Source organism: Photobacterium carnosum, assembly GCF_021236965.1.
In the GTDB taxonomy this organism is placed as follows: Bacteria; Pseudomonadota; Gammaproteobacteria; order Enterobacterales; family Vibrionaceae; genus Photobacterium; species Photobacterium carnosum.
This window is the reverse complement of record NZ_WMDN01000018.1, coordinates 46,838-70,897: the sequence shown is the minus strand read 5'-3', so window position 1 is coordinate 70,897 and position 24,060 is coordinate 46,838. Positions and strand designations below refer to the sequence as shown.

The window sequence follows — 24,060 nt, the reverse complement described above, 5'->3', positions numbered from 1 at the left end:
CAATAGCCACTTAAGTATATCCACATAACATTCGTTACACTGATCTTATGTGAATATTTTTAGGCAAAGGAAAGACCATGCAAGTTTATCAATGCTGTGAGCTAATTCGAATGACTTACTCTCAAATTGGCAGTGGCGATCAAGGCTATATTCCCACGGCAATTAAGTGTGCAATTAAAACATTGAATGATATTGCCACCAATACTGAATTGCCATTAGACGTACGTGAACATGCCGCTTTTGCTGCTGCAAATTTACTTATCAGTGATCACGAGGACTAAACGATGGATCTATCAAAATTTGAAACCATGGACACAATAATGCTGATGAGTATCATCAACATGAAGATCCGTGATGAATTTAATACCCTCGATGATTTAGTGAAATTTTTCGATATCGATCGTGAACAATTAATTGCAAAATTAGCGACGGGTGGATTTGATTTTTTACCTGAAGTACAACAGTTTCGTTAACGTATCATCTTGTATTTAAAAATAAAAAAACGGCAGTCAAACTGCCGTTTTTTTTATTTATTTTTCAATATTAACCGTTGAATACGGGTAAAATATTCGCCATGGCTAAGATATGGAAAATAGCCGTTAGCACGCCAAAAATAATCACCGCATAAATGGTAATATTGCCACCGGGTACAACAAACCCTTGTTGTTCAGGTTGACGCTGACGCAGTTTTTTCGCTAACAATGCTGGAATAATACAGGTCCAAATCGTCGCAGCAGCACCCGCTAATCCAATCGCCGCTACAAATCCAAATGGGGCAAACAATGAAAACACTAATGGTGGAATAAAAGTCACCGCCCAAGTTTTAAAGCGGCCTTGTTGAGTATCTTCAAAACCAAAAAAATCAGCCAGATAATCAAAAACCCCTAAACCAACACCAATAAATGATGACACCACAGCTGCAATTGAGAAAATATTTAAAGCTTGTTTGATACTGTTAGAGTTCACCACCCCGCCCAATGCTGTCATTAACGCATCAACATTACCACCAGCGGCGACAATGGGTCCAAATTGTGTACGCGGTAAATTACCAAAAATACACACCACCCAAATCACATAAAACGTTAATGCAATCAAGGTGCCGCCTAAAATAGCGTTTTTGGCACGATTTTCATCACGGTAATAATCACGCATGGTGCTTACCGAATGATGATAACCAAAAGAGGTTAATGCTACTGGCAAAATAGCAAGAGCATAAGGAGAAAGGCTGGTTTGTGAATCAAGACTATCAAGTAAAGTGGGCACCTGAATATTAGTCGCTAAGCCCGATATGCCAATAATAAAGCTGATCGCCATAAAAATAATTAATAAAACTGAAATACGATCAACGGCACGAGTTGAATGAAGTACAAAAACAGACGATGCGATCACAAATAATACTGACGCTAGTTTGGCATTAATATCAAATACACCGCCAAAAATCATGCCTGATGAAGAAATATAAGCATAAAGTAAAATACCACCAACAAAATATAGCGAGAGGTTATTGATCGCATTCACTTTGCCTTTAAGTACATCTTTTGTAATGGTATTAAATGAAACTTTAAAATCATAATGTTTTAATGCTTCAAGTAATAACCACCCTGATAACGTCATCATCACCATCGTTACTGAGATCGCAAGTACAGTCCATAATGTCCATGCGCCAGCACCTGCACTTGGCAATCCAAGCATGCCTGCACCTACGCACACACTAGCAATAATGCATGCACCTCCAAGTGTCGATGGTTTACTCATGTTCTATCCTTTATTAGCATCTATTTTGTATCAGCGAACTAGTACGATAATATGCCTCGAATATTTTAGCAACAAAAGAATATCGATCTGAATAAATATTTATTTAACAACCGCATATGTTAAATAAATTAACATGTGCGGTTTTATTACAAAAAGAGCCAATAAAGGAATTATGAACGTTGCCATATAAACTGCACCGTTGTGGTTGCTGTTACTGGAGCAATAAACTCATCCACAATAAACACATCAGCGATAGCGACTAATTGCTCACCATAAAACAACATCGGTGTACGGCGACGTAACCAACTCGGCACCTGATATTCTTGGAGTAATTTTTTAAACTTACGCTTACCACTGCGGCCTTGTGGTTTTATCTCTGGGCCTAAATAATCAAACCGGATCGAGACCACTTCATCAGCATAAGGTAAACGTAATCCTGCTTGGGCGTGTTGCTGCAAATACACCGTCCCTAATGCTTGTGGTAATTGGCATGGTTGGTTAATGATCACTTCATGCTGCCAATCACTAATGTCTGGCCATTGTTCTAAGAGATATAACTGCTGTTGGTAACGACGTACTTGATACTGTTGCCAGCACACTTGTGGATTAGCATCGACTTTGGCCTGCACTACGTTAAACCAAATTTGTTCAAGCTGTGCCAGTGATGGCATGATCACCGCTTGCTGTTTCAGCCATTGACGAATAAGCGCCATCCCTAAACGAGCACTGATATTTTCTGTAATACGTAAACTACCATCAGCCTGTAGTGCTTGTTGGAGTTGATAGCTTAATAACTCTTCTAATAAGCCTTCTTGTTCACCACATAAATGTGCACTACGACTTACAGCTTTACGTATGCCCGGCCACCGATCATTTAACAAGGGTGTTATTTGATGCCGAATAAAATTACGATCGTAACGCTGATCTTGATTACTTTCATCTTCAACCCACTGTAATTGATGCTGAGTACCATAGGCTTCAATATCTGCACGGCTAATGGTTAATAACGGCCGTAAGTGTTGCCCTAGAGCAAACGTTGTTAACACAGGCATTGCCGCTAACCCCGCCGGACCACTGCCTCGTTTTAAAGCTAACAATACGGTTTCAATTTGATCATCAGCATGCTGCGCTGTCAGCAATGTATCACCAACTTGAATATGGTTTGATAATGCTTGATAACGCGCATTACGAGCAGCTTGTTCAACGCTTGCACCACCGCCTAATTCGCAATGCACTCGTTCAATATCACAACGTAAACCACTACTTTCCGCCCAAACAACACATTGCTGCGCCCAAATATCGGCATTAGTGCTCAGCCCATGATGAACATAAACAGCATCAGCATGATAGTCAGGATGTTCATTAATAAATCGAGCGAGTAAATCTAGCATTACTCGCGAATCTAACCCACCGCTTAGTGCTAACACTAACCGTTTTGTGCCTAGTGGGTAGGCAAATATTTGATGGCAAAAATGAGAATACAACATTGGCTTATATCTTCGAAAAATAGACGACCTAGTTTATACCAGCAATGAATTAACCAACACTAACAAACTGTATTGGCGAATATGAAATATAAAAAAAGGTCAGCATTAATGCTGACCTTTTTGATGCGAATAAATCATAACGATTAACAGTAACCGTAACTCATTAGACGCTGGTAACGACGTTCAAGTAGTGCTTCAGTATCAAGCAGTTCTAACTCTTCTAATGTCGCTTTAATTTGTGCTTTTAAGCTATTTGCCATTAATGGCATGTTGCGATGCGCACCACCTAATGGCTCTTCGATAATATTATCGATTAACTCAAGTTCTTTCAATCGAGGGGCTGTTAGTCCCATCGCATCAGCAGCTTGTGGGGCTTTATCAGCATCACGCCATAAAATTGATGCGCAACCTTCAGGTGAAATAACTGAATAGGTTGAGTATTGCAACATGTTGACACAATCACCCACACCAATTGCTAACGCACCACCAGAACCACCTTCACCCACTACATTACAAATAATAGGTACAGTTAAACCGGACATAACTTTTAGGTTCATTGCAATCGCTTCTGATTGACCACGCTCCTCTGCACCAACACCAGGGTATGCACCCGCAGTATCGATGAAAGTGACGATAGGCATTCTAAAACGTTCAGCCATTTTCATTAGGCGTAACGCTTTACGATAACCTTCAGGTTTTGGCATACCAAAGTTACGTTTAACTTTTTCAGTAGTACCGCGACCTTTTTGATGACCAATAACCATAATTGGACGGCCATCAATACGTGCAATACCACCCACTAACGCCTTATCATCAGCAAAAGCACGATCACCGGCTAATTCATCAAACTCTTCGAACATATGCTCGACATAATCAAAAGTATATGGGCGCTGAGGATGGCGTGCGAGTTGCGCAACCTGCCAGGCACCAAGATCACCAAAGATTTTCTTAGTTAATTCGAGGCTTTTCTTTTCTAGTTGCTCAATTTCTTTTTCAAGATTAACCGAGTTAGATTCATCACGACGCGATACATCACGCAGTGCTTCAATCTTTGCTTCTAATTCTGCAATCGGTTGTTCAAACTCGAGGAAGTTCAGGCTCATACCACTTAAAATCCTTTTGCTTATTTTAATGATAGGGTTTGTTATACCCTACCACAAATAACAAGCTAACTTAATTAAACTCAAGCTCGACCTGTTTATCACCTAAGAGCATTTTTAAATCCGATAATAATTTATCGGCAGGCGTTACGCGCCACTCTGTTCCTAAGGTAAACTTGGCCCGAGCATTCGAGCGCTGATAATACATATGTACAGGTACAGTACCTGCTCTATGCGGTTCCAGCACTTGGCTGAAACGGGAAAAAAATTGTTCGTCGATTTGCTCTTCTGTTACCGAAATAGCGACACCACGAAGATGTTTTTCTCGTGCTTCTGAAATATCGAGTACTTCACGAGCTGACATTCTAAGGCCACCATTGAAATCATCAAAGCTGACCTGTCCAGATACGACCACTATTTTGTCTTTTTCGAGCAAATCCATGTAACGATCAAGAGCATCGGTGAATAACATCACCTCCATGCGACCTGAACGATCATCTAATGTCATTAAGCCTATACGGCTACCACGCTTAGTGGTCATCACTCGGGCGGCAATCACTAGCCCTGCAACAGACGCTACTTTATCACGTCCTGTTTGCTGTGCATCTTTTAAACGCCAAGTGGTGTAATGTTTTAATTCTGAAATATAGGCATTAATAGGGTGACCCGTCAAATATAACCCTAACGTTTCCCGCTCACCTTCAAGCCAAACACTTTCAGGTGCTTCTTCAATATTAGCATAAGCATGCTCGACTTCTTCAGGCGCTTCGGTTAATACACCAAACAAATCATCTTGACCTGATGCTTGTGCTTTATGATATTGACTTGCCGCTTTAATTGCATCATCAAGTGTCGCTAACATTGCCGCTCGGTTAGGTCCAAGTCGATCTAATGCACCCGATTTAATTAACTTGTCTAAAACACGTTTATTAACCCGTTTAGTGTCAATACGAGCACAGAAATCAAATAAATCTTTAAAATGACCATCTTTTTCACGGGCACTAATAATATTTTCAATCGGCCCTTCACCAACACCTTTAACCGCGCCAATACCATAAACGACTGCGCCGTCATCATCAACATTGAATCGGTACAGACCTTTATTCACATCTGGCGGTAATAATTTAAGATTCATGCGGTGACATTCATCAACCAAGCTAATAATCTTATCGGTATTGTCCATATCAGCCGTCATTACCGCCGCCATAAATTCAGCAGGATAATGGGCTTTCAGCCATAATGTTTGATATGACACTAACGCATAAGCGGCTGAGTGCGATTTGTTAAAACCATAACCGGCGAATTTTTCTACCAAGTCAAAGATTTTCATCGACAATTCGCCATCAACACCGTTGTCGATAGCACCTTGCTCAAACACTGCCCGTTGCTTAGCCATTTCAGAGGCTTTTTTCTTACCCATCGCACGACGTAACATATCTGCACCACCTAGCGTATAGCCAGCCAGCACCTGTGCGATCTGCATTACCTGTTCTTGATACAGAATAATACCGTAAGTTGGATCAAGAATTTCTTTTAACGACTCATGTTGCCATTTTTCGTCTGGGTAAGATACCGCTTCTCGACCATGCTTACGGTCAATAAAGTTATCTACCATGCCAGATTGTAATGGACCGGGGCGGAACAATGCCACCAAGGCGATCATATCTTCAAAGCAGTCGGGTCGTAGACGTTTGATCAAATCTTTCATACCACGGGATTCCAACTGGAATACTGCGGTTGATTCCGAGCGTTGCAACATATCAAATGACTTTTTATCCGCCATTGGAATTGCTGCAATATTAACGGGCTCTAACCCTTGTTCTACTCGGCGAGGATTAATCATCCCTAACGCCCAATCAATGATGGTGAGTGTTCGCAGACCTAAGAAGTCAAACTTCACTAAACCCGCAGTTTCAACATCATTTTTATCAAACTGGGTTACTGGGTTATTACCTTCAGCATCACAATATAATGGTGAGAAATCAGTGATGGTTGTCGGTGAAATAACCACACCACCAGCATGTTTACCCGCATTACGTGTCACACCTTCTAAAATGCGACACATATCAATGAGGTCACGAATTTCTTCATCAGCTTCATAAGCTTGACCCAGTTGAGGTTCAACCTCAAACGCTTTTTCAAGCGTCATTCCAGGTTCTGCCGGAATCAACTTAGAAAGACGATCCACAAAACCATATGGATGCCCAAGTACACGGCCCACATCACGAATAACGGCTTTGGCGGCCATCGTACCAAAAGTAATGATCTGCGATACCGCATTACGACCATACATTTCAGCAACGTGATCAATCACTAAGTCACGTTTATCCATACAAAAGTCGATATCGAAATCGGGCATGGATACACGTTCAGGGTTAAGGAAACGTTCAAACAGTAAGTCAAATGCTAACGGATCCAAATCAGTGATTTTTAACGCGTATGCCACTAATGAACCTGCACCAGACCCTCGACCAGGACCTACAGGTACATCGTTATCTTTTGACCACTGAATAAATTCCATTACGATTAAGAAGTAACCCGGGAATCCCATTTGGTTAACAACTTTCAATTCAATTTCTAAACGTTCATCATATTCAGGGCGACGTTGAGCGCGAACCTCTGGATCAGGAAATAGAAATTCAAGTCGCTCTTCAAGACCTTGCTGAGATTTAGTCACCAAGAAGTCTTCGATACTCATATCACCGGTCGGGAAGTTTGGTAGAAAATACTCCCCCAAGCGAACAGTCACATTACATCGTTTAGCAATTTCTACTGAGTTCTGTAATGCTTCAGGAATATCAGCAAACAGCTCACACATTTCATCTTCACTGCGCAAGTATTGCTGTTCACTGTAAAGCTTAGGTCGATTAGGATCGACCATGGTATAACCATCATGGATAGCAACACGGATTTCATGGGCATCAAATTGATTAGCGTTAAGTAGTCGCACATCATTAGTTGCTACCACTGGCAAATCATATTGTTCCGCTAATTCAATCGCAAAATGAAGGTAAGCATCTTCATCAACACGTCCAGTACGAACCAATTCTAAATAATAGCTGTCCGGAAAATAGGTTTGATAAAAAGCGACACAAGCATCAGTTAGCTGTTGATTACCTTTGAGTAATGCACGCCCAACATCGCCCGTTCTACCACCCGATAAGATAATTAACCCTTCACGGTACTTAATAAGCCATTCTTTATCAATCACGGGTTGATGCTGAACATGACCACGTTGATACGCTTCTGAAATTAATAATGTGAGGTTTTTATAGCCTTCATTATTAGCGGCTAAAATGGTGAGTTCAAATAGCTCATCGCCCATGTCTTGGCTTTGTACTTTAAAATCGGCACCAATAATCGGCTTCAAGCCCGCATCATGGGCAGCAAAATAAAACTTCACTAAACCACACAGGTTCGTGAAATCAGTTAAAGCCAATGCTGGCATGCCAAGTTCAGCGGCGCGCTTAACGATAGGTTTCACTTTCGCCAAGCCATCGATCATTGAATAATCACTATGAACTCGAAGGTGGATAAAACGTGGTTCTGCCATGACAACCTAATTCATTACATTACTTAATTAACAAAAATTATACCCGATCGGGTAGTCATTCGTCGTATAAAAAAAGGCGATACCAAATGGTTCGCCTTTTTATCACGCAATCACAAGGACTTAATCAAGACCCAATACGCGCTTAACAGGTTTAAATGTTTTTCGATGTTGCTCAATCGCACCGTATTGCTCTAAAGCGGCAAAGTGCGCTTTAGTCGGATAGCCTTTATGCTTAGCAAACCCATATTGTGGAAACTCCGCATCAAGGATTTCCATTTCACGATCACGAGTAACTTTGGCAATAATTGACGCAGCACTGATTTCGTCAACCCGCAAATCCCCTTTAACCACCGCTAATGCTGCCATCGGTAGTGCTGGGATTTTATTACCATCGATCAATACAAAATCAGGCTGAATATGAAGCCCAGCGACAGCACGTTGCATAGCAACCATGGTCGCTTGTAAAATATTTAATTGATCAATTTCATCAGCTTCACAGCGACCAAGTGACCACGCAAGTGCCTTTTCTTTGATTTCACCAAACAGAAAATTGCGTTTTTTCTCACTGAGTTTTTTAGAATCGGTTAATCCTACAATCGGATTATTAGGATCTAAAATTACTGCCGCCGTAACGACTGCACCGACTAATGGGCCACGACCGACTTCATCAACACCCGCAATACAATTAGCTTGTGGGTATACAAAAGGAGGAAAATCTTGTTTTTCAGCCATAATTACTGTGCCTTATCGATTAATGCTAACACTGCTTGTGCCGCTTGTTCATCAGCATTACAACGAATGGTTTTATGCATGTGTTCAAACTGCGCCATTAATGCTGTGGTATCACCATAAAGGATTTTATCAACTTCATAGAACAACTTATCTGGCGTACAGTCATCTTGAAGTAGTTCGGTAACTAATTCACGATCAGCCATGATGTTAGGTAATGAAACATACTTCGTTTTTAGCATCCGCTTGGCAATCCACGCAGTGAGTGGCTTCACTTTATAGCCCACCACCATCGGACGTTTCACCAGCATACATTCTAATGCAACGGTCCCTGATGCGAGTAGCACCGCATCCGCCGCTATCATGACATTTCGAGCAGTATCATCCACTAATTCAAAATCTAATTCAGGCGCAGTCGCTTGCCATGCTTGTTCAAATTGAGCACGACGTTTTTCATTCACCAATGCGACCACAAAGCCTAACTCAGGATGTTTTACTTTAAGTTTTTTACAGGTTTCAATAAAGGGCTCTGCGAGCATCGCCATTTCACTGCCACGACTACCAGGAAGCACCGCTAACCAGCGTTTAGTTGGATCTAAGCCAAGTAACTCACGAGCAGCAATTTGATCAGTTTGTAATGGGATCGCATCGGCCATGGTATGACCAACAAACTGACATGGCACATTAAACTTATCGTAAAATGCTTTTTCAAATGGCAAAAAAGCCAATACTAAATTAGTGGCGGCTTCAATTTTAAAAATCCGTTTTTGGCGCCAAGCCCATACTGATGGACTAACATAGTGCACCGTTTTAATACCACGATCTTTTAAATCTTTTTCAAGCCGTAGATTAAAATCAGGCGCATCAATACCAACAAACACATCCGGTGGATTATCGCTAAAGTACTTAACAAGCTCGGCTTTTACTTTGAATAATCGTGGTAATCGACCAAGGACTTCAACAATCCCCATTACCGCAAGTTCTTCCATATCAAACAGCGCTTCACAGCCTTGAGCTTGCATTCGAGGCCCTGCAACCCCCACAAATTCAGCGTCAGGATATTGCGCTTTTACGGCTTGAATAAAACCAGCACCTAAAATATCGCCGGAAATTTCTCCGGCGACAATCGCTATTCGAAGAGGCTTCGTCATTAGCGAATAATACCGCGTTCTGAGTTATCAAGTAATTCAGAAAAACGTCCAACTGACGGCCAATCTTTCGCCATTTCAGCAATAACTGGTTTTACTTCTGCCAGTGTTTTTCCTGAGCGGTAAATTTCTTTATAAGCTCGACGAATGGCATGTAGTTCTGGTTTTTCAAACCCATTACGCTGTAAACCAACGATATTTAAACCAAAGGGTTTCGCGTGGTTACCTTGAGCTAATACATACGGTGGTACGTCTTGTACGACAGCTGAACAACCACCAATATAACTGTAAGCACCCACAGTACAGAACGGATGAACCGCAGACAATGCCATTACACCAGCATAATCGCCAACAGTAACATGACCGCCTAAAATAGAGTTATTACCAATATGAGTATGATTACCAACAACCACATCATGGGCAATATGGGCATTTACACATAACAAATTATCATTACCAACAACAGTAACGCCCTTATCTTGTGTAGTACCACGATGAATTTGAACACTTTCACGGATCACATTACGATCACCAATTTCTAAGCGTGTTGCTTCACCACTAAATTTCTTGTCTTGGCACTCTTCACCGATAATCGCAAACGGGAAGATACGATTATCTTTACCGATAACTGTTGGACCTTTGATGACAACATGAGACATCACCTCAGTGCCTTCACCAATTTCAACCCCTGTTGCAATATAGGTAAACGGGCCAACAGTAACATTAGCGCCAATGATCACCCCATCTTCAATCACAGCTGATGGATGAATTTTCGCACTTTCATGAATCATGAGAATACTCGTCTCGCACATTTAAGCTCTGCTGAACACACTGTTTCGCCATCAACTTTAGCGATGCCATTAAATAACGCGATACCACGACGTTCTTTAATAAATTCAACTTCTAGAATCATTTGATCGCCAGGCACTACCGGTTTACGAAACTTTGCTTTATCAATACTCGCAAAATAATACAGTTCATTTTCTGTTGGCGCACCAAAGGTTTTAAAGGCTAATAAACCTGTTGCTTGTGCCATCGCTTCTAAAATCAACACGCCAGGAAATACCGGCATATTGGGGAAATGACCCGTAAACTGAGGCTCATTAACAGAAACATTCTTAATCGCTGTTAACGTCTTTCCTTCATCATAATTGGTAACACGATCAATCATAAGAAACGGGTAACGATGAGGAAGAAGTGCCTGAATTTCGGTGATGTTTAACGTCTTTTTTTCGGTCGTCAAAACTAAATTCCTGTCTTAAAAAGATATAAAAAATATCCGATGAAAATGCAAAATGGCCTACACAAAGGCAGGCCAATTAATGATAATAAAAATTATTCGTCTTTAGCTTTAAGTTGTTTTTCAACTGCTTTTAGACGTTTATTCATATCATCAATACGATGAACCCGGGTAGCTGTTCGACGCCACTCTTTGTTAGGTTGCAGCGGAATACCTGAAGAGTACATACCTTTCTCTTCAATACTACGCATCACCATTCCCATGCCAGTAATTGTTACGCCATCAGCAATCTTAATATGACCATTAAGTACAGAAGCGCCACCAATAATACAATATTTACCAATTTTAGTACTACCAGCAACGACTGTCGCTCCTGCCATCGCTGTACCATATCCGATTTGCACGTTATGAGCGATTTGCATCTGGTTATCAATAATTACATTATCATCAATAATGGTATCGTCTAATGCACCACGGTCAATGGTAGTACAAGCACCAATTTCAACGCGATTGCCAATGCGAACAGAACCCAGTTGCGGGATCTTAACCCACTCACCTTTATCATTAGCATAACCAAAACCATCGGCACCAATAACCGTACCTGATTGTACAAGACAGTGAGCGCCAATGACGACATTATGATAAATAGTGACATTCGCCCACAATTTGGTGCTATTACCAATAATCGCGTTTTTACCAATAAAACAGCCTGCACCAATTTGAACGTTATCGCCCAATTGTACTCCAGCTTCAATCACTGCATTATGACCAATAGCAACATTACTACCAACAATTGCAGTTGAATCAATATACGCTGATGCTGCAATATCAGTCGCAGCAACAGGGGTTGTATCAAGAAGTTGAGCCACTAATGCATAGCTAAGGTAAGGGTCTTTTACGACTAACATATTGCCATTAAAAAACTCGACATCCGCTTCTCGTAGCATTACTGCATCCGCTTGACACTCACTAAGCTGTTGACGGTACTTGCTATCAGAAAGGAACGTTATTTGCCCTGTAGCAGCCTTGCCCATCCCGGCAATTGAGTGAATTTCAGTTGTGCCATCGCCATGTAGCTCTGCACCTAATTTATCAGCTAATTCAGCAAGAGTAATTACAGCCATTTTATTCTATCTCTCTTGTAACAACAGCCACATAAGGTGGCTGTTAGATCAAAAGTTGTAGCTGAACTCGTCAGCTACAACGTTCACCACAGGGTTACTGTTTTATTTTACAGCAGCGATAACTTTAGATGATAAGTCATCACTCTTATTTGCAAATAATACTGCTTGTGCATCTAGCACAACATTGTAGCCATTTTTCTTCGCAACAGTATTGATAGCAGTACGGATTTTCTTAACCAGTTTCTGCTCTTCTTCCATGCCACGACGACGTTGATCTTCTGATAATGCTTTTGCTTTTAGCTTATAATCAGAATCAAGTGCTGCAAGTTGACGTTGAATATCAGTACGTTGTTGAGGTGTCATTAACTCACCATCACGCTTCATTTTTTCGATTTTGGTTTTCATTTTACCCTCAATCGAACGTAACGCTGCAACGCGACCACTGAACTCTTTTTGCAATTTTTCTTGCACTTTGTAACGTGTCGCTAATTCAGACATTGCCTGACCAGTAGACACATAACCAATTTTTTGTGCAGCTTCGGCTGCATTGGCATACATAGATGAAGATAAAATTACTAAACCTAAACTTGCTGCTTTAATCCACTGTTTCAAAAGACTCTCCTTAAAAATTAGAATGACTGACCAATGGTGAATGTGAAGAACTCTTCATCATCCCCTTCGTATTTCTTAATTGGTTTAGCAACCGAGAATACAAGTGGACCCATTGGGGACATCCACTGTAATGCAGCACCGTAAGACGCTCGAATCATACCTGGGTCAGAATAATCAGGTAATGAACTTGCGTTGGTATAATCAGGATGGAATTCAGTATCCCATACCGAACCAGCATCAACAAAGAAACTGGTACGTACTTGATTTTTCACTTCTTGAGAAGCAAACGGGGTTGGAACAATTAATTCCATACTCGCTAGAGCAATGGCATTACCACCCGTAGACTCATCACTTACCACACCTTTTTGGTTATTACCTTGGCCTTGACCGTAAACTGCTTTAGGGCCAACAGTGTTAGAACGGAAACCACGAATAGTTGTAAAACCACCCGCATAGTAGTTTTCATAAAATGGCATTAATTGATCACTGCCATTGTCTGTCTTACCGTAACCGTTACCGTAACCTAATTTACCACGTAGCAATAAGGTGTAGTCTTGTTTTTCAGTTAATGGAATATACTGACGAACATCATATTGAGTCTTAAAGTATTGTGAATCCGACCCAGGAATAGTCATCTTAAATGATGCATTCTGATAATTACCCGACGTCGGGAAGTAACCACGGTTTAAGTGGTTACGCGTCCATGAAATACTCCAGTTGAAGTCATCAAGTTCGATTGCATTATCATTATTTTCATCAAAGCCATGAATCTTTTTAAACTGCTCGATCTGATAGTAATCTTGAATATTAGAGATCTTATTATGATCATAACCCAAGCTAAAATCAAAGTAGTTCAATTCATTGAATGGGAAGCCCCACGTTAAACTTGCGCCATAACTTTGGTTGGTATAATCCGAGATATTGGCATCTGATGCTTCAAACTCGTTGTAGTAAATCTTACCACCAAGACTAACGTTGTTAATCGTGAAGTACGGATCTTTATATTCAAGGCTAATGTTCTTAGAGTAATCATTGGTCATTGCATTAATGCCAAATAAATTACCCGTACCCAAGAAGTTTTTCTGGGTTAAACCCGCCTGGAAACTAATACCTGATTCAGTACCGTAACCGACACCGAAGTTAACACTGCCAGAGTTCGCTTCTTTAACGTTGTACTTCACATCAACCTGATCATCAGAACCAGGCACACGGACAGTTTGTACATCAACATTTTCAAAGAAACCAGTACGGTTTAGACGTTGCTTACCTGTTTCAATCGATTTAGCATTAAGCCACGAACCTTCCATTTGGCGCATTTCACGACGTAACACTTCATCTTTAGTGGTGTTATTACCACTAAATTCAATATTACGTACATACACACGTTTCCCTTGTTCAACATTAACGATCAAGGATACTTGATGTGCTGCATCATCAAACTCAGGCATCATGGTAACTTTAGGATAAGCATAACCTGCCTTACCTAATTCACGCTTAACGGCTTCTTCTAATGCTGTGACTTCAGCACCATTGTAAACACTGCCAGATTTAAAGGTTACTAACTTATCAAATTCAGCAACACGGCCAGCAACGTCACCTTGGAACTTAACGTTTTTAACCTTGTATTGCTCACCTTCATGAATTTTTAAAGTGATGTACACGCCTTTTTTATCAGGAGAAATAGCAACATGCGTTGATTCTAAGCGGTACTTTAAATAACCATTATTTAAATACTGCGAACGCAATGTTTCTAAATCACCTTGCAGTACTTGTTTCTGATACTTTTCATTGGCCATAAAGTCCCACCAAGGCACACTGTCCTTAAGTTTGAACTTGCCGACCAAATCAGCATCACTAAAAACATGATTACCAAGGATATTAATCTGCTTAATTTTAGCGGATACACCCTCAGTAAATACAAATTTAATATCAACACGATTACGAGGCAAAGGCGTAACAACCGCTTCTACAGTGGCATTATATTTACCCACACTGTAATAGAAGTCTTCTAGACCTTTATCAATCTTAGATAAGGTTGTTCTATCTAGCGCTTCACCAACACGTAAGCCTGATGATTCAAGGTTCTCTTTTAGCTGCTCATCTTTGATTGCTTTATTGCCAGCAAAAGTAATGTCAGCAATGGTTGGACGTTCTTTTACATCGACCAGTAACGTATTACCGTCTCGATATACCTTAATATCTTCAAAATTGCCGGAAGAATAAAGAGATTTGATCAGCGTTGAAATATCCTGTGGATCAACAGTGTCGCCAACTCGAACAGGCATTTTTAATAATGCTGCGCCCATAGTGACTCGCTGAAGACCTTCAAAACGAATGTTATCAACTACAAATTTATTTTCCGCGCTATGCGCAACGCTACTTGTTAAAAGTAGCGATGCGACTAACAGTTTTTTAATCGCCATTACTGTACTGATTATTCCTTGCTAAATACGCATTTATTAAAGTCGGGTAAAATCATTGAATAGCGCAACCGCCATTAACGCAACCAAAATGGCTGATCCCACTCTATAGCCAATATCCTGAATTCGTTCAGATACAGGACGACGAGTTACTGCCTCGATAGCAAAGAACATTAAATGTCCGCCATCAAGCACAGGTAAAGGTAATAGATTTACAATACCTAAGTTAACACTGATCAACGCTAAGAAACCAAGGAAATATACCAAGCCAAACTCGGCAGTCATTCCAGCCCCTTTTGCGATAGATATCGGTCCGCTAAGGTTTTTCATTGCAACATCACCAGTAACGAGCTTAGTGACCATATCAAACGTTAATGACACTAATTGACCGGTTTTTTCAGTCGCTTTGATCGCCGCTTCAATGGGACCAAACTTTAAATTAACTTTGTACGATGCTGGCCAAGGTTCAATACTTGGTGCCAATCCTACATAGCCAACTTCTTTACCGTCAGCTTCAACTTTTACACGAGGGGTCAATGATAACATCACTGGTTCATCATCACGTAAAACTTCAACTTGTAGTGTTTTTCCTGGATGAGTACGAACAGCATCAACAAATTGCTGCCACTGCGTTACTGATTTATTATCAACCGTGACAATCTTATCATTTAATTTAAATCCTGCATCAATTGCTGCACTATTATCAACAAGTTGTGAAACAGTTAGCGTAATTGGCGGTGTAAATGGCGAAATACCCAATGTCGTCAATACACGCTGTGATTCAGGATCAAAAGACCAATCGGTTAAATCAAGTGTCCGGGAAACCACAATTGAACTATCAGGCTCTTGTGCCGTTATTACTACTTGCTTATCCCCAATTTGAGATATCAATGCCATATTGGCAGATTCCCAATCAGATGTTTCGAGTCCAGAAACTGATTTTAGTTCCATTCCGGGAATAATTCCCGCTTTTGCCGCGATAGATTGGGGAGCAACTTCACCAATAACTGGCCTTAATGCTGGCACACCGATTAAGTACACTACCCAATAAGCAAAAACAGCGAACACAAAGTTAGCCATTGGTCCTGCCGCAACAATAGCACTGCGTTGCCAAATTTTCTTATTATTAAACGCCATATGACGTTTCTCAGGCGGAACCTCAGCTACCCGCTCATCAAGCATTTTAACGTAACCACCTAGTGGTATTAGCGCTAATGTATATTCAGTACCATCTTTGCCAACGCGACTAAATAAGGCTTTACCAAAACCAATAGAGAAGCGTTCAACATAAACACCACAACGACGAGCAACCCAAAAATGGCCAAACTCATGAACGGCGATAAGAATACCAAGAGCAACTAAAAAAGCGCTTAAATTACGGATAAATTCAATCATGCAAATTCCTTCGCAATAATGTCTAAAGCAAGCTCACGGGCTTGCTTATCTAACACCATTACGGCATCAATATCATTAGGTTCAGTTAATACTGCGACGTCTAACACTAACTTATTCACTTTCGCAATATCAGTAAAAAGAATTTTTTCAGCTAAAAAAGCCGCAACAGCAATTTCATTGGCCGCATTTAAAGTGGTCGTTGCTGCTTGTCCTTTATAACAAGCATCAATAGCCAATTTCAAACATGGATAACGATCAAAATCAGGATCCATGAAAGTAAACTCACCGATCTTACTAAAATCAAGTGGAGCAACACTAGATTCAACCCGTTGTGGATATGCCATCGCACATGCAATTGGCGTGCACATATCAGGTAACCCCATTTGTGCGATAACTGAACCGTCTTTATATTGCACCATTGAGTGGATCATTGATTGCGGATGAATAATCACCTGCATTTGTTCACGACTGGCATTAAATAACCAACGCGCTTCAATGTATTCCAACCCTTTATTCATCATGGTCGCTGAATCAACTGAAATTTTAGGGCCCATAGACCAATTTGGATGAGCAATCGCCATTGCAGGTGTTACAGCATCTAAGGCATTAATATCAGTATAACGGAATGGACCACCTGAGCCGGTTAATAATACCTTAGTAACGCCATGTGCCGCTAAATCACAGCGTCCCATACGACGTTGAATTTCAGCAGGTAATGCTTGAAAAATAGCATTATGTTCGCTATCAACGGGTAATAATTCAGCACCATATTTTTCACAAGCATCAATAAACATCTGCCCTGTCATAACCAATGCTTCTTTATTGGCTAATAAAATACGTTTACCTTTTTTAACCGCCGCCATGGTTGGCAATAAACCTGCCGCACCAACGATCGCAGCCATAACCGTATCAACTTCATCCAGCGCTGCCACTTGGCAAATAGCGTCATCACCGCCTAAGACGATAATATCTAAATTTGCCTGCTGTACTAAGTCATTAAGTTGAGATGCAGCCGTAACAGATGCCATCGCTGCATATTTTGGGTGCCATTGCTGACACAGATCAAACATTTTGTCGACATTCGAGCCTGCTGCTAATGCGATGACTTCAAATGAATTAGGGTTTTGAGCGACTACTGTTAAAGTACTATGCCCAATTGAACCTGTAGCACCAAGAATCGTTAACTTACGCATAAAATCACTTACAATTACAAAAAAGGCAGCAAAATAGCTGCCTTTAAGAAAGATGGCTACTCTTAATTAGATTAGCCACAGATAGAGTAATGCAAACACGGGGATTGCGGCTGTTAAGCTATCAATACGATCTAAAATCCCACCATGTCCTGGTAAAATATTGCCACTGTCTTTGATACCAGAAACTCGCTTAAACATACTTTCAACTAAATCGCCTAGAACCGAAATGATCACGGTAATAATAGCAATAAAGAATAATTGGCCTAGTGATGAAAACTCAATCGATAATAAATGCGATCCAAGCCAAGTAACAAAAATAGCTAAACACGCTCCGCCGACTAACCCTTCAATGGTTTTATTTGGACTCACTGCCGGTGCCATCTTATGCTTACCAAAGCGCTTGCCAGAGAAATAAGCGCCAGTATCGGCAGCCCAAACTAATAAGCACACAAGTAAAACTAAGCAGGCCCCATGGTAAGGATTATTGTCATAACCCACAGCGCGGAGCATTAAAATACTCCAAAAAAAAGGCAATAATGTGAGCAAACCAAAAATTTGTTTTAGAAACGGTTTCTTTGACCAAAAATCAGCACTTTTAGGATAACTAATCGCTAATGCAGATGCCACTAGCCACCATAAACCACCAAGAAGTAATATTGTACGATAGATTCCATCAGGATGAGAGAGTGACGCAGGATCTGTGGGTAACAGCGCAATGCTTGCTCCCAGCATGATAGTCGGTAAAATCATCGCATTAATACGTGATGATGCGTTAACAAATTGCGTCCACTCCCAGAAACCAACTAAGGTTATTGCAGCCATAGCAATAATAAAAGCAGGCAACGGCAGAAAAAAGATTCCTGCGATGACAAGTGGCGCGAGGATTAACGCGGTAATAATTCGTTGCTTGAGCAAACTGCGTCCTCTTTTATATAGGAAATATAATATTGAGTATCGGAAAAAACCGCTACTTAAACAATAACGCCAACACACAACATTACGTATTGGCGAAAATAATGTTTTTTATTTTAACAAAGCTTGTATCTGCTCGCCAGTACAACCAAAGCGGCGCTCACGATTTACAAACCATGCCACAGCATTCGCCAAACTTTGTTCATCAAAATCAGGCCAATGTTGTTCAGTGAAATACAATTCAGCGTAAGCCGTTTGCCATAGCATAAAATTACTAATGCGACACTCGCCACTAGTACGAATTAATAAATCAACATCTGGTAAACCTTGAGTCACTAAACCCTGCGCTAAATCTTGTTCAGTCAGAGAGTCAATATCAAGTTTTTGATCAATAACACGTTGCATCATTTGCTTGGTTGCTTGAAGAATATCCCATTGACCACCATAGTTAGCTGCCACATTTAACACTAACCCAGTATTGCCTTCAGTTAATAATTCTGCCGCAATAATTTTTTTCTGCAGTCGAGCACTGAAGCGACTTTTGTCTCCGATAATACATAATCGAATATTATTTTTATGTAGTCGTTTTACTTCACGACCTAAAACAGTCATGAATAATTCCATTAGTACTGAGACTTCATCCTCAGGACGACGCCAATTTTCACTACTAAAGGCAAATAATGTAACGACTTTAATTCCGAGTCGATTTGCAGTAGAAACAGTCTTACGAACCGCATCTACCCCTGCTTTATGGCCAAATACTCGCGCTTTACCTTTGGCTTTCGCCCAACGGCCATTACCATCCATGATCACAGCAATGTGTTGTGGAAGACAATCGGCTGAAAGAACAGCATCTATTAAAGGTTGTGCCATATTTATCCCTCAAAAAAAAAGCGCCGTGCTGCCGCACAGCGCCTTAACTTTGTTCGCTAAATTAAGACTAGAGTCTTAAACTTCCATTAGCTCTTTTTCTTTAACTTCAAGAACCGCTTCAATGTTCTTGATAGCTTCATCTGTTAGTTTTTGAATTTCATCTTGTGCACGGCGATCATCATCTTCAGAAATATCTTTATCTTTTAATAAAGATTTAACTGTTGCATTAGCATCACGACGAATATTACGAACAGCAACTCGACCTTGCTCAGCTTCAGCACGTACAATCTTAACAAGATCGCGACGACGTTCTTCTGTTAGCGGTGGCAATGGTACTCGAATAACAGTACCTGCTGACATTGGGTTAAGACCCAAATCAGACATCATGATTGCTTTTTCAACTTTCGCTGATAATTCACGATCGAATACAGTAATCGCTAATGTACGTGAGTCTTCAGCAACCACGTTAGCAACTTGCTTAAGCGGTGTATTTGCGCCGTAATACTCAACATAGATAGTATCAAGTAGGCTTGGATGTGCACGGCCAGTACGAATTTTTACTAATTGACCTTTTAGTGCATCAACACTTTTTTCCATGCGCGTTTGCGCGTCTTGTTTAATTTCGTTAATCACGATAAATACCTTAAATTATGCTGTCATCATCGCACTGATCGTCAGCGCCATATTAAATTTACAAGGCTTAAGCGTTAGTGATCAGCGTACCTTCTTGCTCACCCATTACAACACGGCGTAATGCGCCAGGCTTATTCATATTAAATACACGAATTGGCATGTTGTGGTCACGAGCAAGAGTAAATGCAGCCAAATCCATTACCTTAAGTTCTTTTTCAAGTACATCTTGGTAGCTCAGCTGTTCACAAAGCGTTGCATCTGGATTTTTAACTGGATCATCCGTAAACACGCCTTCAACTTTTGTTGCTTTTAATACTACATCAGCTTCGATTTCGATACCACGAAGACATGCAGCAGAATCTGTTGTGAAGAACGGATTACCTGTACCTGCAGCGAAAATAACAACACGACCTTGACGTAACTGGCTAATCGCATCAGCCCAGTTATAATTATCACATACGCCGTTCAAAGGAATAGCAGACATTACTCGCGCGTTCACATAGGCACGATGCAGCGCATCACGCATTGCTAAGCCATTCATTACCGTTGCTAGCATACCCATGTGGTCGCCCACAACTCGGTTCATACCTGCTTCAGCTAAACCAGCACCACGGAATAAATTACCACCACCGATAACAAGGCCGACTTGAACACCTAATTCAACGAGTTCTTTTACCTCTTGAGCCATACGGTCAAGAACTTGAGCGTCAATACCAAATCCTTCTTTACCTTGTAGTGCTTCACCACTTAGTTTAAGAAGAATACGTTGATAACTTGGTTTAGGGTTTGTGGTCATGTTTTTTACCTTCCAGGCTGATTTTGAGATATGGAGTTGTAAAAAGACCGCAACGTCGGTTGCGGTCTTTGATATTCTGATTAAAAAGGATTAACCTTTTTGAACAGCGGCTACTTCTTCAGCAAAGCTCATTTCTTTAGCTTTCTCGATACCTTGACCAACTTCTAGACGTACGAAGTTAGTTATTGTAGCGCCTGTTTCTTTCAAAATATCGCCAACAGTTTTCTTTGGTTCCATGATGAAAGCTTGGCCAGTTAGAGAAACTTCGCCAGTAAACTTCTTCATGCGACCTTCAACCATCTTTTCTGCGATAGCTTGAGGCTTGCCTTCGTTCATAGCGATTTCAACTTGAACTGCACGCTCTTTTGCTACAACTTCAGCTGGTACGTCAGTTGGGTTAACGTATTCAGGGTTAGAAGCTGCAACATGCATTGCGATGTGCTTAAGTGTTTCTGCGTCGCCGTTACCAGCAACAACTACTGCGATACGAGTACCGTGAGTGTAAGCAGAAACTTTATCACCAGCAATGTATGCTACGCGACGGATAGAGATGTTCTCACCGATCTTAGCTACTAGCTCAATACGTGCTTCTTCAAACTGTACTTGAAGCTCTTCAACTGTAGCGTGGCTAGCAAGTGCTGCATCAGCAACAGAGTTAGCGAATGCAAGGAAGCTACCGTCTTTAGCAACGAAGTCAGTCTGGCAGTTTACTTCAACAAGAGCTGCTTTACCGTCAGCATCTTTAATGATGATAGTACCTTCAGCTGCTACGTTACCTGCTTTTTTAGCAGCTTTAGCAGCACCGCTCTTACGCATGTTTTCGATTGCTAGCTCAATATCAGCGTTAGCTTCTACTAGTGCTTTCTTACAATCCATCATGCCTGCGCCAGTACGTTCACGCAGTTCTTTAACTAGGGCAGCTGTAACTGTTGCCATGTGATAATCCTCAGATTTGAATTCGTTAAGTAAAAATCAGGGGCCAAATCGGCCCCTGGTAACCATTCTTAGTTTACGCAAGGTAACTTAAGATGCTTATGTAAAGCAGCAGGCTATTAAGCTTCAGCTACAAAACCGTCTTCTTCTGCTTGAACAACGATATCTTGGTTACGAGCTTCTTTAACAGTTTGAGCTACAGCACCAGTATAAAGCTGAATCGCGCGGATTGCGTCATCGTTACCTGGGATAACGAAATCAACGCCATCTGGATCAGAGTTAGTATCAACAACAGAAAATACTGGGATACCTAGGTTATTAGCTTCTTTGATTGCAATGTGCTCACAATCAGCGCCGATTACGAACATTGCGTCTGGTAAGCCGCCCATGTTCTTAATACCACCTAGTGATTTCTCAAGCTTTTCCATTTCGCGAGTACGCATAAGCGCCTCTTTCTTGGTTAGCTGCTCGAAAGTACCATCAATAGATTGAGCTTCAAGTTCTTTAAGACGCTTGATTGATTGACGAACAGTTTTCCAGTTAGTCAACATACCACCCAACCAACGGTTGTTTACGTAGTACTGATCACAGCTGATTGCTGCTTCTTTGATTGATTCGCTAGCTGCGCGCTTAGTACCAACGAAAAGAACTTTACCTTTACGTGCAGCAATTTTTTCAATTTCAGCTAGTGCTGCATTGAACATTGGTACAGTTTTTTCTAGGTTGATGATGTGTACACGGTTACGAGCGCCGAAAATGAATGGCTTCATTTTTGGGTTCCAGTAACGAGTTTGGTGACCAAAGTGTACACCAGCCTGAAGCATGTCGCGCATTGATACAGTTGCCATTGAATAATCCTCTAATGGGGTTAGGCGTCCACATATCCCATCTTAAAACCGACCCTATGATGGCGTATAACCATCGTTATCTAGTATAGATAACTGAGCACCCCGGCAGATGTGTCGATATGTGTGAATAATAAATAAAAGTATGTGTAATCCAATCAAATTGCACCATTACACACATTAATTCACCAACGAGTGGTTAAATTATTGCTTATAACAGAAACAAAATCACTGTTTACGGCGCGCTTTATATCATAGAACAGCCAATAAAATCCAGTCAAAATTGGATATGAGAACTAATCTTATCTTTCCTTTAACCCCTTGCGACTGGTAATATAGTCCTACACAGAAACATACAGATTGAGACGATTTTATGAGCATTAAGATCAAAACGGCTGAAGAAATTGAAAAAATGCGTATTGCTGGCCAACTAGCTGCTGACGTATTAGAAATGATCGAACCGCATGTAAAGGCGGGTGTGACGACAGAAGCGCTAGACCAACTTTGTCATGACTACATCACACAAGTTCAACAAGCGATTCCAGCGCCGTTGAACTACCACGGCTTTCCTAAATCTGTGTGTACTTCGATTAACCACGTTGTTTGTCACGGTATCCCTGCAGCAGCAGATGAGATTGTTGTAGAAGCTAACGGCAAATATAACAAACCAGCAATATTGAAAGATGGCGACATCATTAATATTGACGTGACAGTGATTAAAGATGGTTACCACGGTGATACTTCAAAAATGTTTGAAGTAGGTGAAGTATCTCTTGAAGACAAACGCCTTTGTCGCGTTGCTCAAGAAAGCCTTTATTTAGCAATCAAAAAAGTAAAACCTGGCGCGAAAATTGGCGATCTTGGCACTGCCATTCAAAAATTCATCAAAGCAGGCAGCAGCCGTTTTTCTATCGTGAAAGATTACTGTGGTCATGGTATTGGTAACGAATTCCATGAAGAACCTCAAGTAGTTCACTACAAAAATGGTGATCGCACTGTAATGAAAGAAGGCATGTGTTTCACTATCGAGCCAATGATTAACGCAGGTAAATTCAGCTGTGAATCAGACGAGCAAGATGGTTGGACTGTCTATACTGTTGATGGTAAAAAATCAGCACAGTGGGAACATACTCTACTTGTTACTAAAGATGGCTGTGAAATATTAACACTACGTAAAGAAGAAACACTGCCTCGTCTAATGCATAACGTATAATTCGTCATCTGCATTATTGCAGCGGCTGAAATCAAAAAAACCGACCTTCTGTGTCGGTTTTTTTATACCTAACGATACAGTTCATGATTCGAAATGGTT

The 24,060-nt window shown here is 40.9% G+C and carries 22 protein-coding genes; 3 read left to right on the top strand and 19 right to left on the bottom strand.

Going from position 1 to position 24,060, the window contains the following annotated elements:
* Positions 1–77: 77 nt before the first annotated feature.
* Both GLP24_RS15200 and GLP24_RS15195 read left to right on the top strand, forming a co-directional pair.
* Positions 78–281, top strand: a complete 204-nt coding sequence (locus GLP24_RS15200; RefSeq protein WP_101769650.1) for a YaeP family protein — start codon at positions 78–80, stop codon at positions 279–281.
* 3 nt (positions 282–284) lie between these two features.
* Entirely contained in the window at positions 285–473 is a 189-nt protein-coding gene (locus GLP24_RS15195; RefSeq protein ID WP_101769649.1) for a DUF4250 domain-containing protein, read from the top strand.
* Positions 474–543: 70 nt separating this feature from the next.
* Here the strand turns inward: GLP24_RS15195 and GLP24_RS15190 are convergent, their stop codons facing one another.
* The 19 genes from GLP24_RS15190 to rpsB all read right to left on the bottom strand — a co-directional run bounded on the left by GLP24_RS15190 (position 544) and on the right by rpsB (position 22,751).
* The gene (locus GLP24_RS15190; protein WP_101769648.1) at positions 544–1,755 is read right to left on the bottom strand and encodes an aromatic amino acid transport family protein; all 1,212 of its coding nucleotides are present in this window, start codon (positions 1,753–1,755) and stop codon (positions 544–546) included.
* Positions 1,756–1,925: 170 nt separating this feature from the next.
* Positions 1,926–3,242 (bottom strand): tRNA lysidine(34) synthetase TilS, encoded by a 1,317-nt coding sequence (tilS, locus tag GLP24_RS15185; RefSeq protein WP_232601843.1) that lies wholly within the window; start codon positions 3,240–3,242, stop codon positions 1,926–1,928.
* Positions 3,243–3,385: 143 nt separating this feature from the next.
* A complete protein-coding gene (accA, locus tag GLP24_RS15180; protein WP_152654177.1) occupies positions 3,386–4,345 on the bottom strand; it encodes an acetyl-CoA carboxylase carboxyl transferase subunit alpha in 960 nt (319 codons plus the stop codon).
* Between the two features lie 70 nt (positions 4,346–4,415).
* A complete protein-coding gene (gene dnaE, locus GLP24_RS15175; protein WP_232616209.1) occupies positions 4,416–7,895 on the bottom strand; it encodes a DNA polymerase III subunit alpha in 3,480 nt (1,159 codons plus the stop codon).
* 120 nt (positions 7,896–8,015) lie between these two features.
* The gene (rnhB, locus tag GLP24_RS15170) at positions 8,016–8,627 is read right to left on the bottom strand and encodes a ribonuclease HII (protein ID WP_101769644.1); all 612 of its coding nucleotides are present in this window, start codon (positions 8,625–8,627) and stop codon (positions 8,016–8,018) included.
* Positions 8,628–8,629: 2 nt separating this feature from the next.
* The gene (lpxB, locus tag GLP24_RS15165; protein WP_232616208.1) at positions 8,630–9,775 is read right to left on the bottom strand and encodes a lipid-A-disaccharide synthase; all 1,146 of its coding nucleotides are present in this window, start codon (positions 9,773–9,775) and stop codon (positions 8,630–8,632) included.
* Entirely contained in the window at positions 9,775–10,563 is a 789-nt protein-coding gene (gene lpxA / locus GLP24_RS15160; RefSeq protein WP_152654175.1) for an acyl-ACP--UDP-N-acetylglucosamine O-acyltransferase, read from the bottom strand. Before lpxA ends, lpxB begins: the two co-directional genes overlap by 1 nt.
* Entirely contained in the window at positions 10,560–11,015 is a 456-nt protein-coding gene (gene fabZ / locus GLP24_RS15155; protein ID WP_101769641.1) for a 3-hydroxyacyl-ACP dehydratase FabZ, read from the bottom strand. Before fabZ ends, lpxA begins: the two co-directional genes overlap by 4 nt.
* A gap of 92 nt (positions 11,016–11,107) precedes the next feature.
* Complete coding sequence (lpxD, locus tag GLP24_RS15150; RefSeq protein ID WP_101769640.1) at positions 11,108–12,136, bottom strand: UDP-3-O-(3-hydroxymyristoyl)glucosamine N-acyltransferase; 1,029 nt, start codon at positions 12,134–12,136, stop codon at positions 11,108–11,110.
* A gap of 102 nt (positions 12,137–12,238) precedes the next feature.
* Positions 12,239–12,748, bottom strand: coding sequence for an OmpH family outer membrane protein (locus tag GLP24_RS15145; RefSeq protein ID WP_101769639.1), 510 nt, complete (start codon positions 12,746–12,748; stop codon positions 12,239–12,241).
* A 17-nt stretch (positions 12,749–12,765) separates the two neighbouring features.
* Positions 12,766–15,171, bottom strand: coding sequence for an outer membrane protein assembly factor BamA (gene bamA / locus GLP24_RS15140; protein WP_101769638.1), 2,406 nt, complete (start codon positions 15,169–15,171; stop codon positions 12,766–12,768).
* Between the two features lie 36 nt (positions 15,172–15,207).
* A complete protein-coding gene (rseP, locus tag GLP24_RS15135) occupies positions 15,208–16,563 on the bottom strand; it encodes a sigma E protease regulator RseP (protein ID WP_101769637.1) in 1,356 nt (451 codons plus the stop codon).
* Positions 16,560–17,756, bottom strand: a complete 1,197-nt coding sequence (gene ispC, locus GLP24_RS15130; protein ID WP_232584182.1) for a 1-deoxy-D-xylulose-5-phosphate reductoisomerase — start codon at positions 17,754–17,756, stop codon at positions 16,560–16,562. The genes rseP and ispC overlap by 4 nt, the downstream gene beginning before the upstream one ends.
* Positions 17,757–17,822: 66 nt before the next feature.
* The gene (locus GLP24_RS15125; protein ID WP_101769635.1) at positions 17,823–18,671 is read right to left on the bottom strand and encodes a phosphatidate cytidylyltransferase; all 849 of its coding nucleotides are present in this window, start codon (positions 18,669–18,671) and stop codon (positions 17,823–17,825) included.
* 108 nt (positions 18,672–18,779) lie between these two features.
* Positions 18,780–19,541 (bottom strand): isoprenyl transferase, encoded by a 762-nt coding sequence (locus GLP24_RS15120; protein ID WP_232615109.1) that lies wholly within the window; start codon positions 19,539–19,541, stop codon positions 18,780–18,782.
* A gap of 75 nt (positions 19,542–19,616) precedes the next feature.
* Entirely contained in the window at positions 19,617–20,174 is a 558-nt protein-coding gene (gene frr, locus GLP24_RS15115) for a ribosome recycling factor (protein WP_221944779.1), read from the bottom strand.
* 67 nt (positions 20,175–20,241) lie between these two features.
* The gene (gene pyrH / locus GLP24_RS15110) at positions 20,242–20,970 is read right to left on the bottom strand and encodes a UMP kinase (RefSeq protein WP_101769633.1); all 729 of its coding nucleotides are present in this window, start codon (positions 20,968–20,970) and stop codon (positions 20,242–20,244) included.
* Between the two features lie 90 nt (positions 20,971–21,060).
* Positions 21,061–21,906 carry a translation elongation factor Ts gene (gene tsf / locus GLP24_RS15105; RefSeq protein ID WP_101769632.1) on the bottom strand — a complete coding sequence of 282 codons (846 nt, stop codon included), beginning with the start codon at positions 21,904–21,906 and terminating at the stop codon, positions 21,061–21,063.
* Between the two features lie 116 nt (positions 21,907–22,022).
* Entirely contained in the window at positions 22,023–22,751 is a 729-nt protein-coding gene (gene rpsB / locus GLP24_RS15100) for a 30S ribosomal protein S2 (protein ID WP_101769631.1), read from the bottom strand.
* A 370-nt stretch (positions 22,752–23,121) separates the two neighbouring features.
* Here rpsB and map point away from each other — a divergent pair, with 370 nt between their 5' ends.
* Positions 23,122–23,961, top strand: a complete 840-nt coding sequence (gene map, locus GLP24_RS15095; protein ID WP_101769630.1) for a type I methionyl aminopeptidase — start codon at positions 23,122–23,124, stop codon at positions 23,959–23,961.
* Positions 23,962–24,060: the final 99 nt, after the last annotated feature.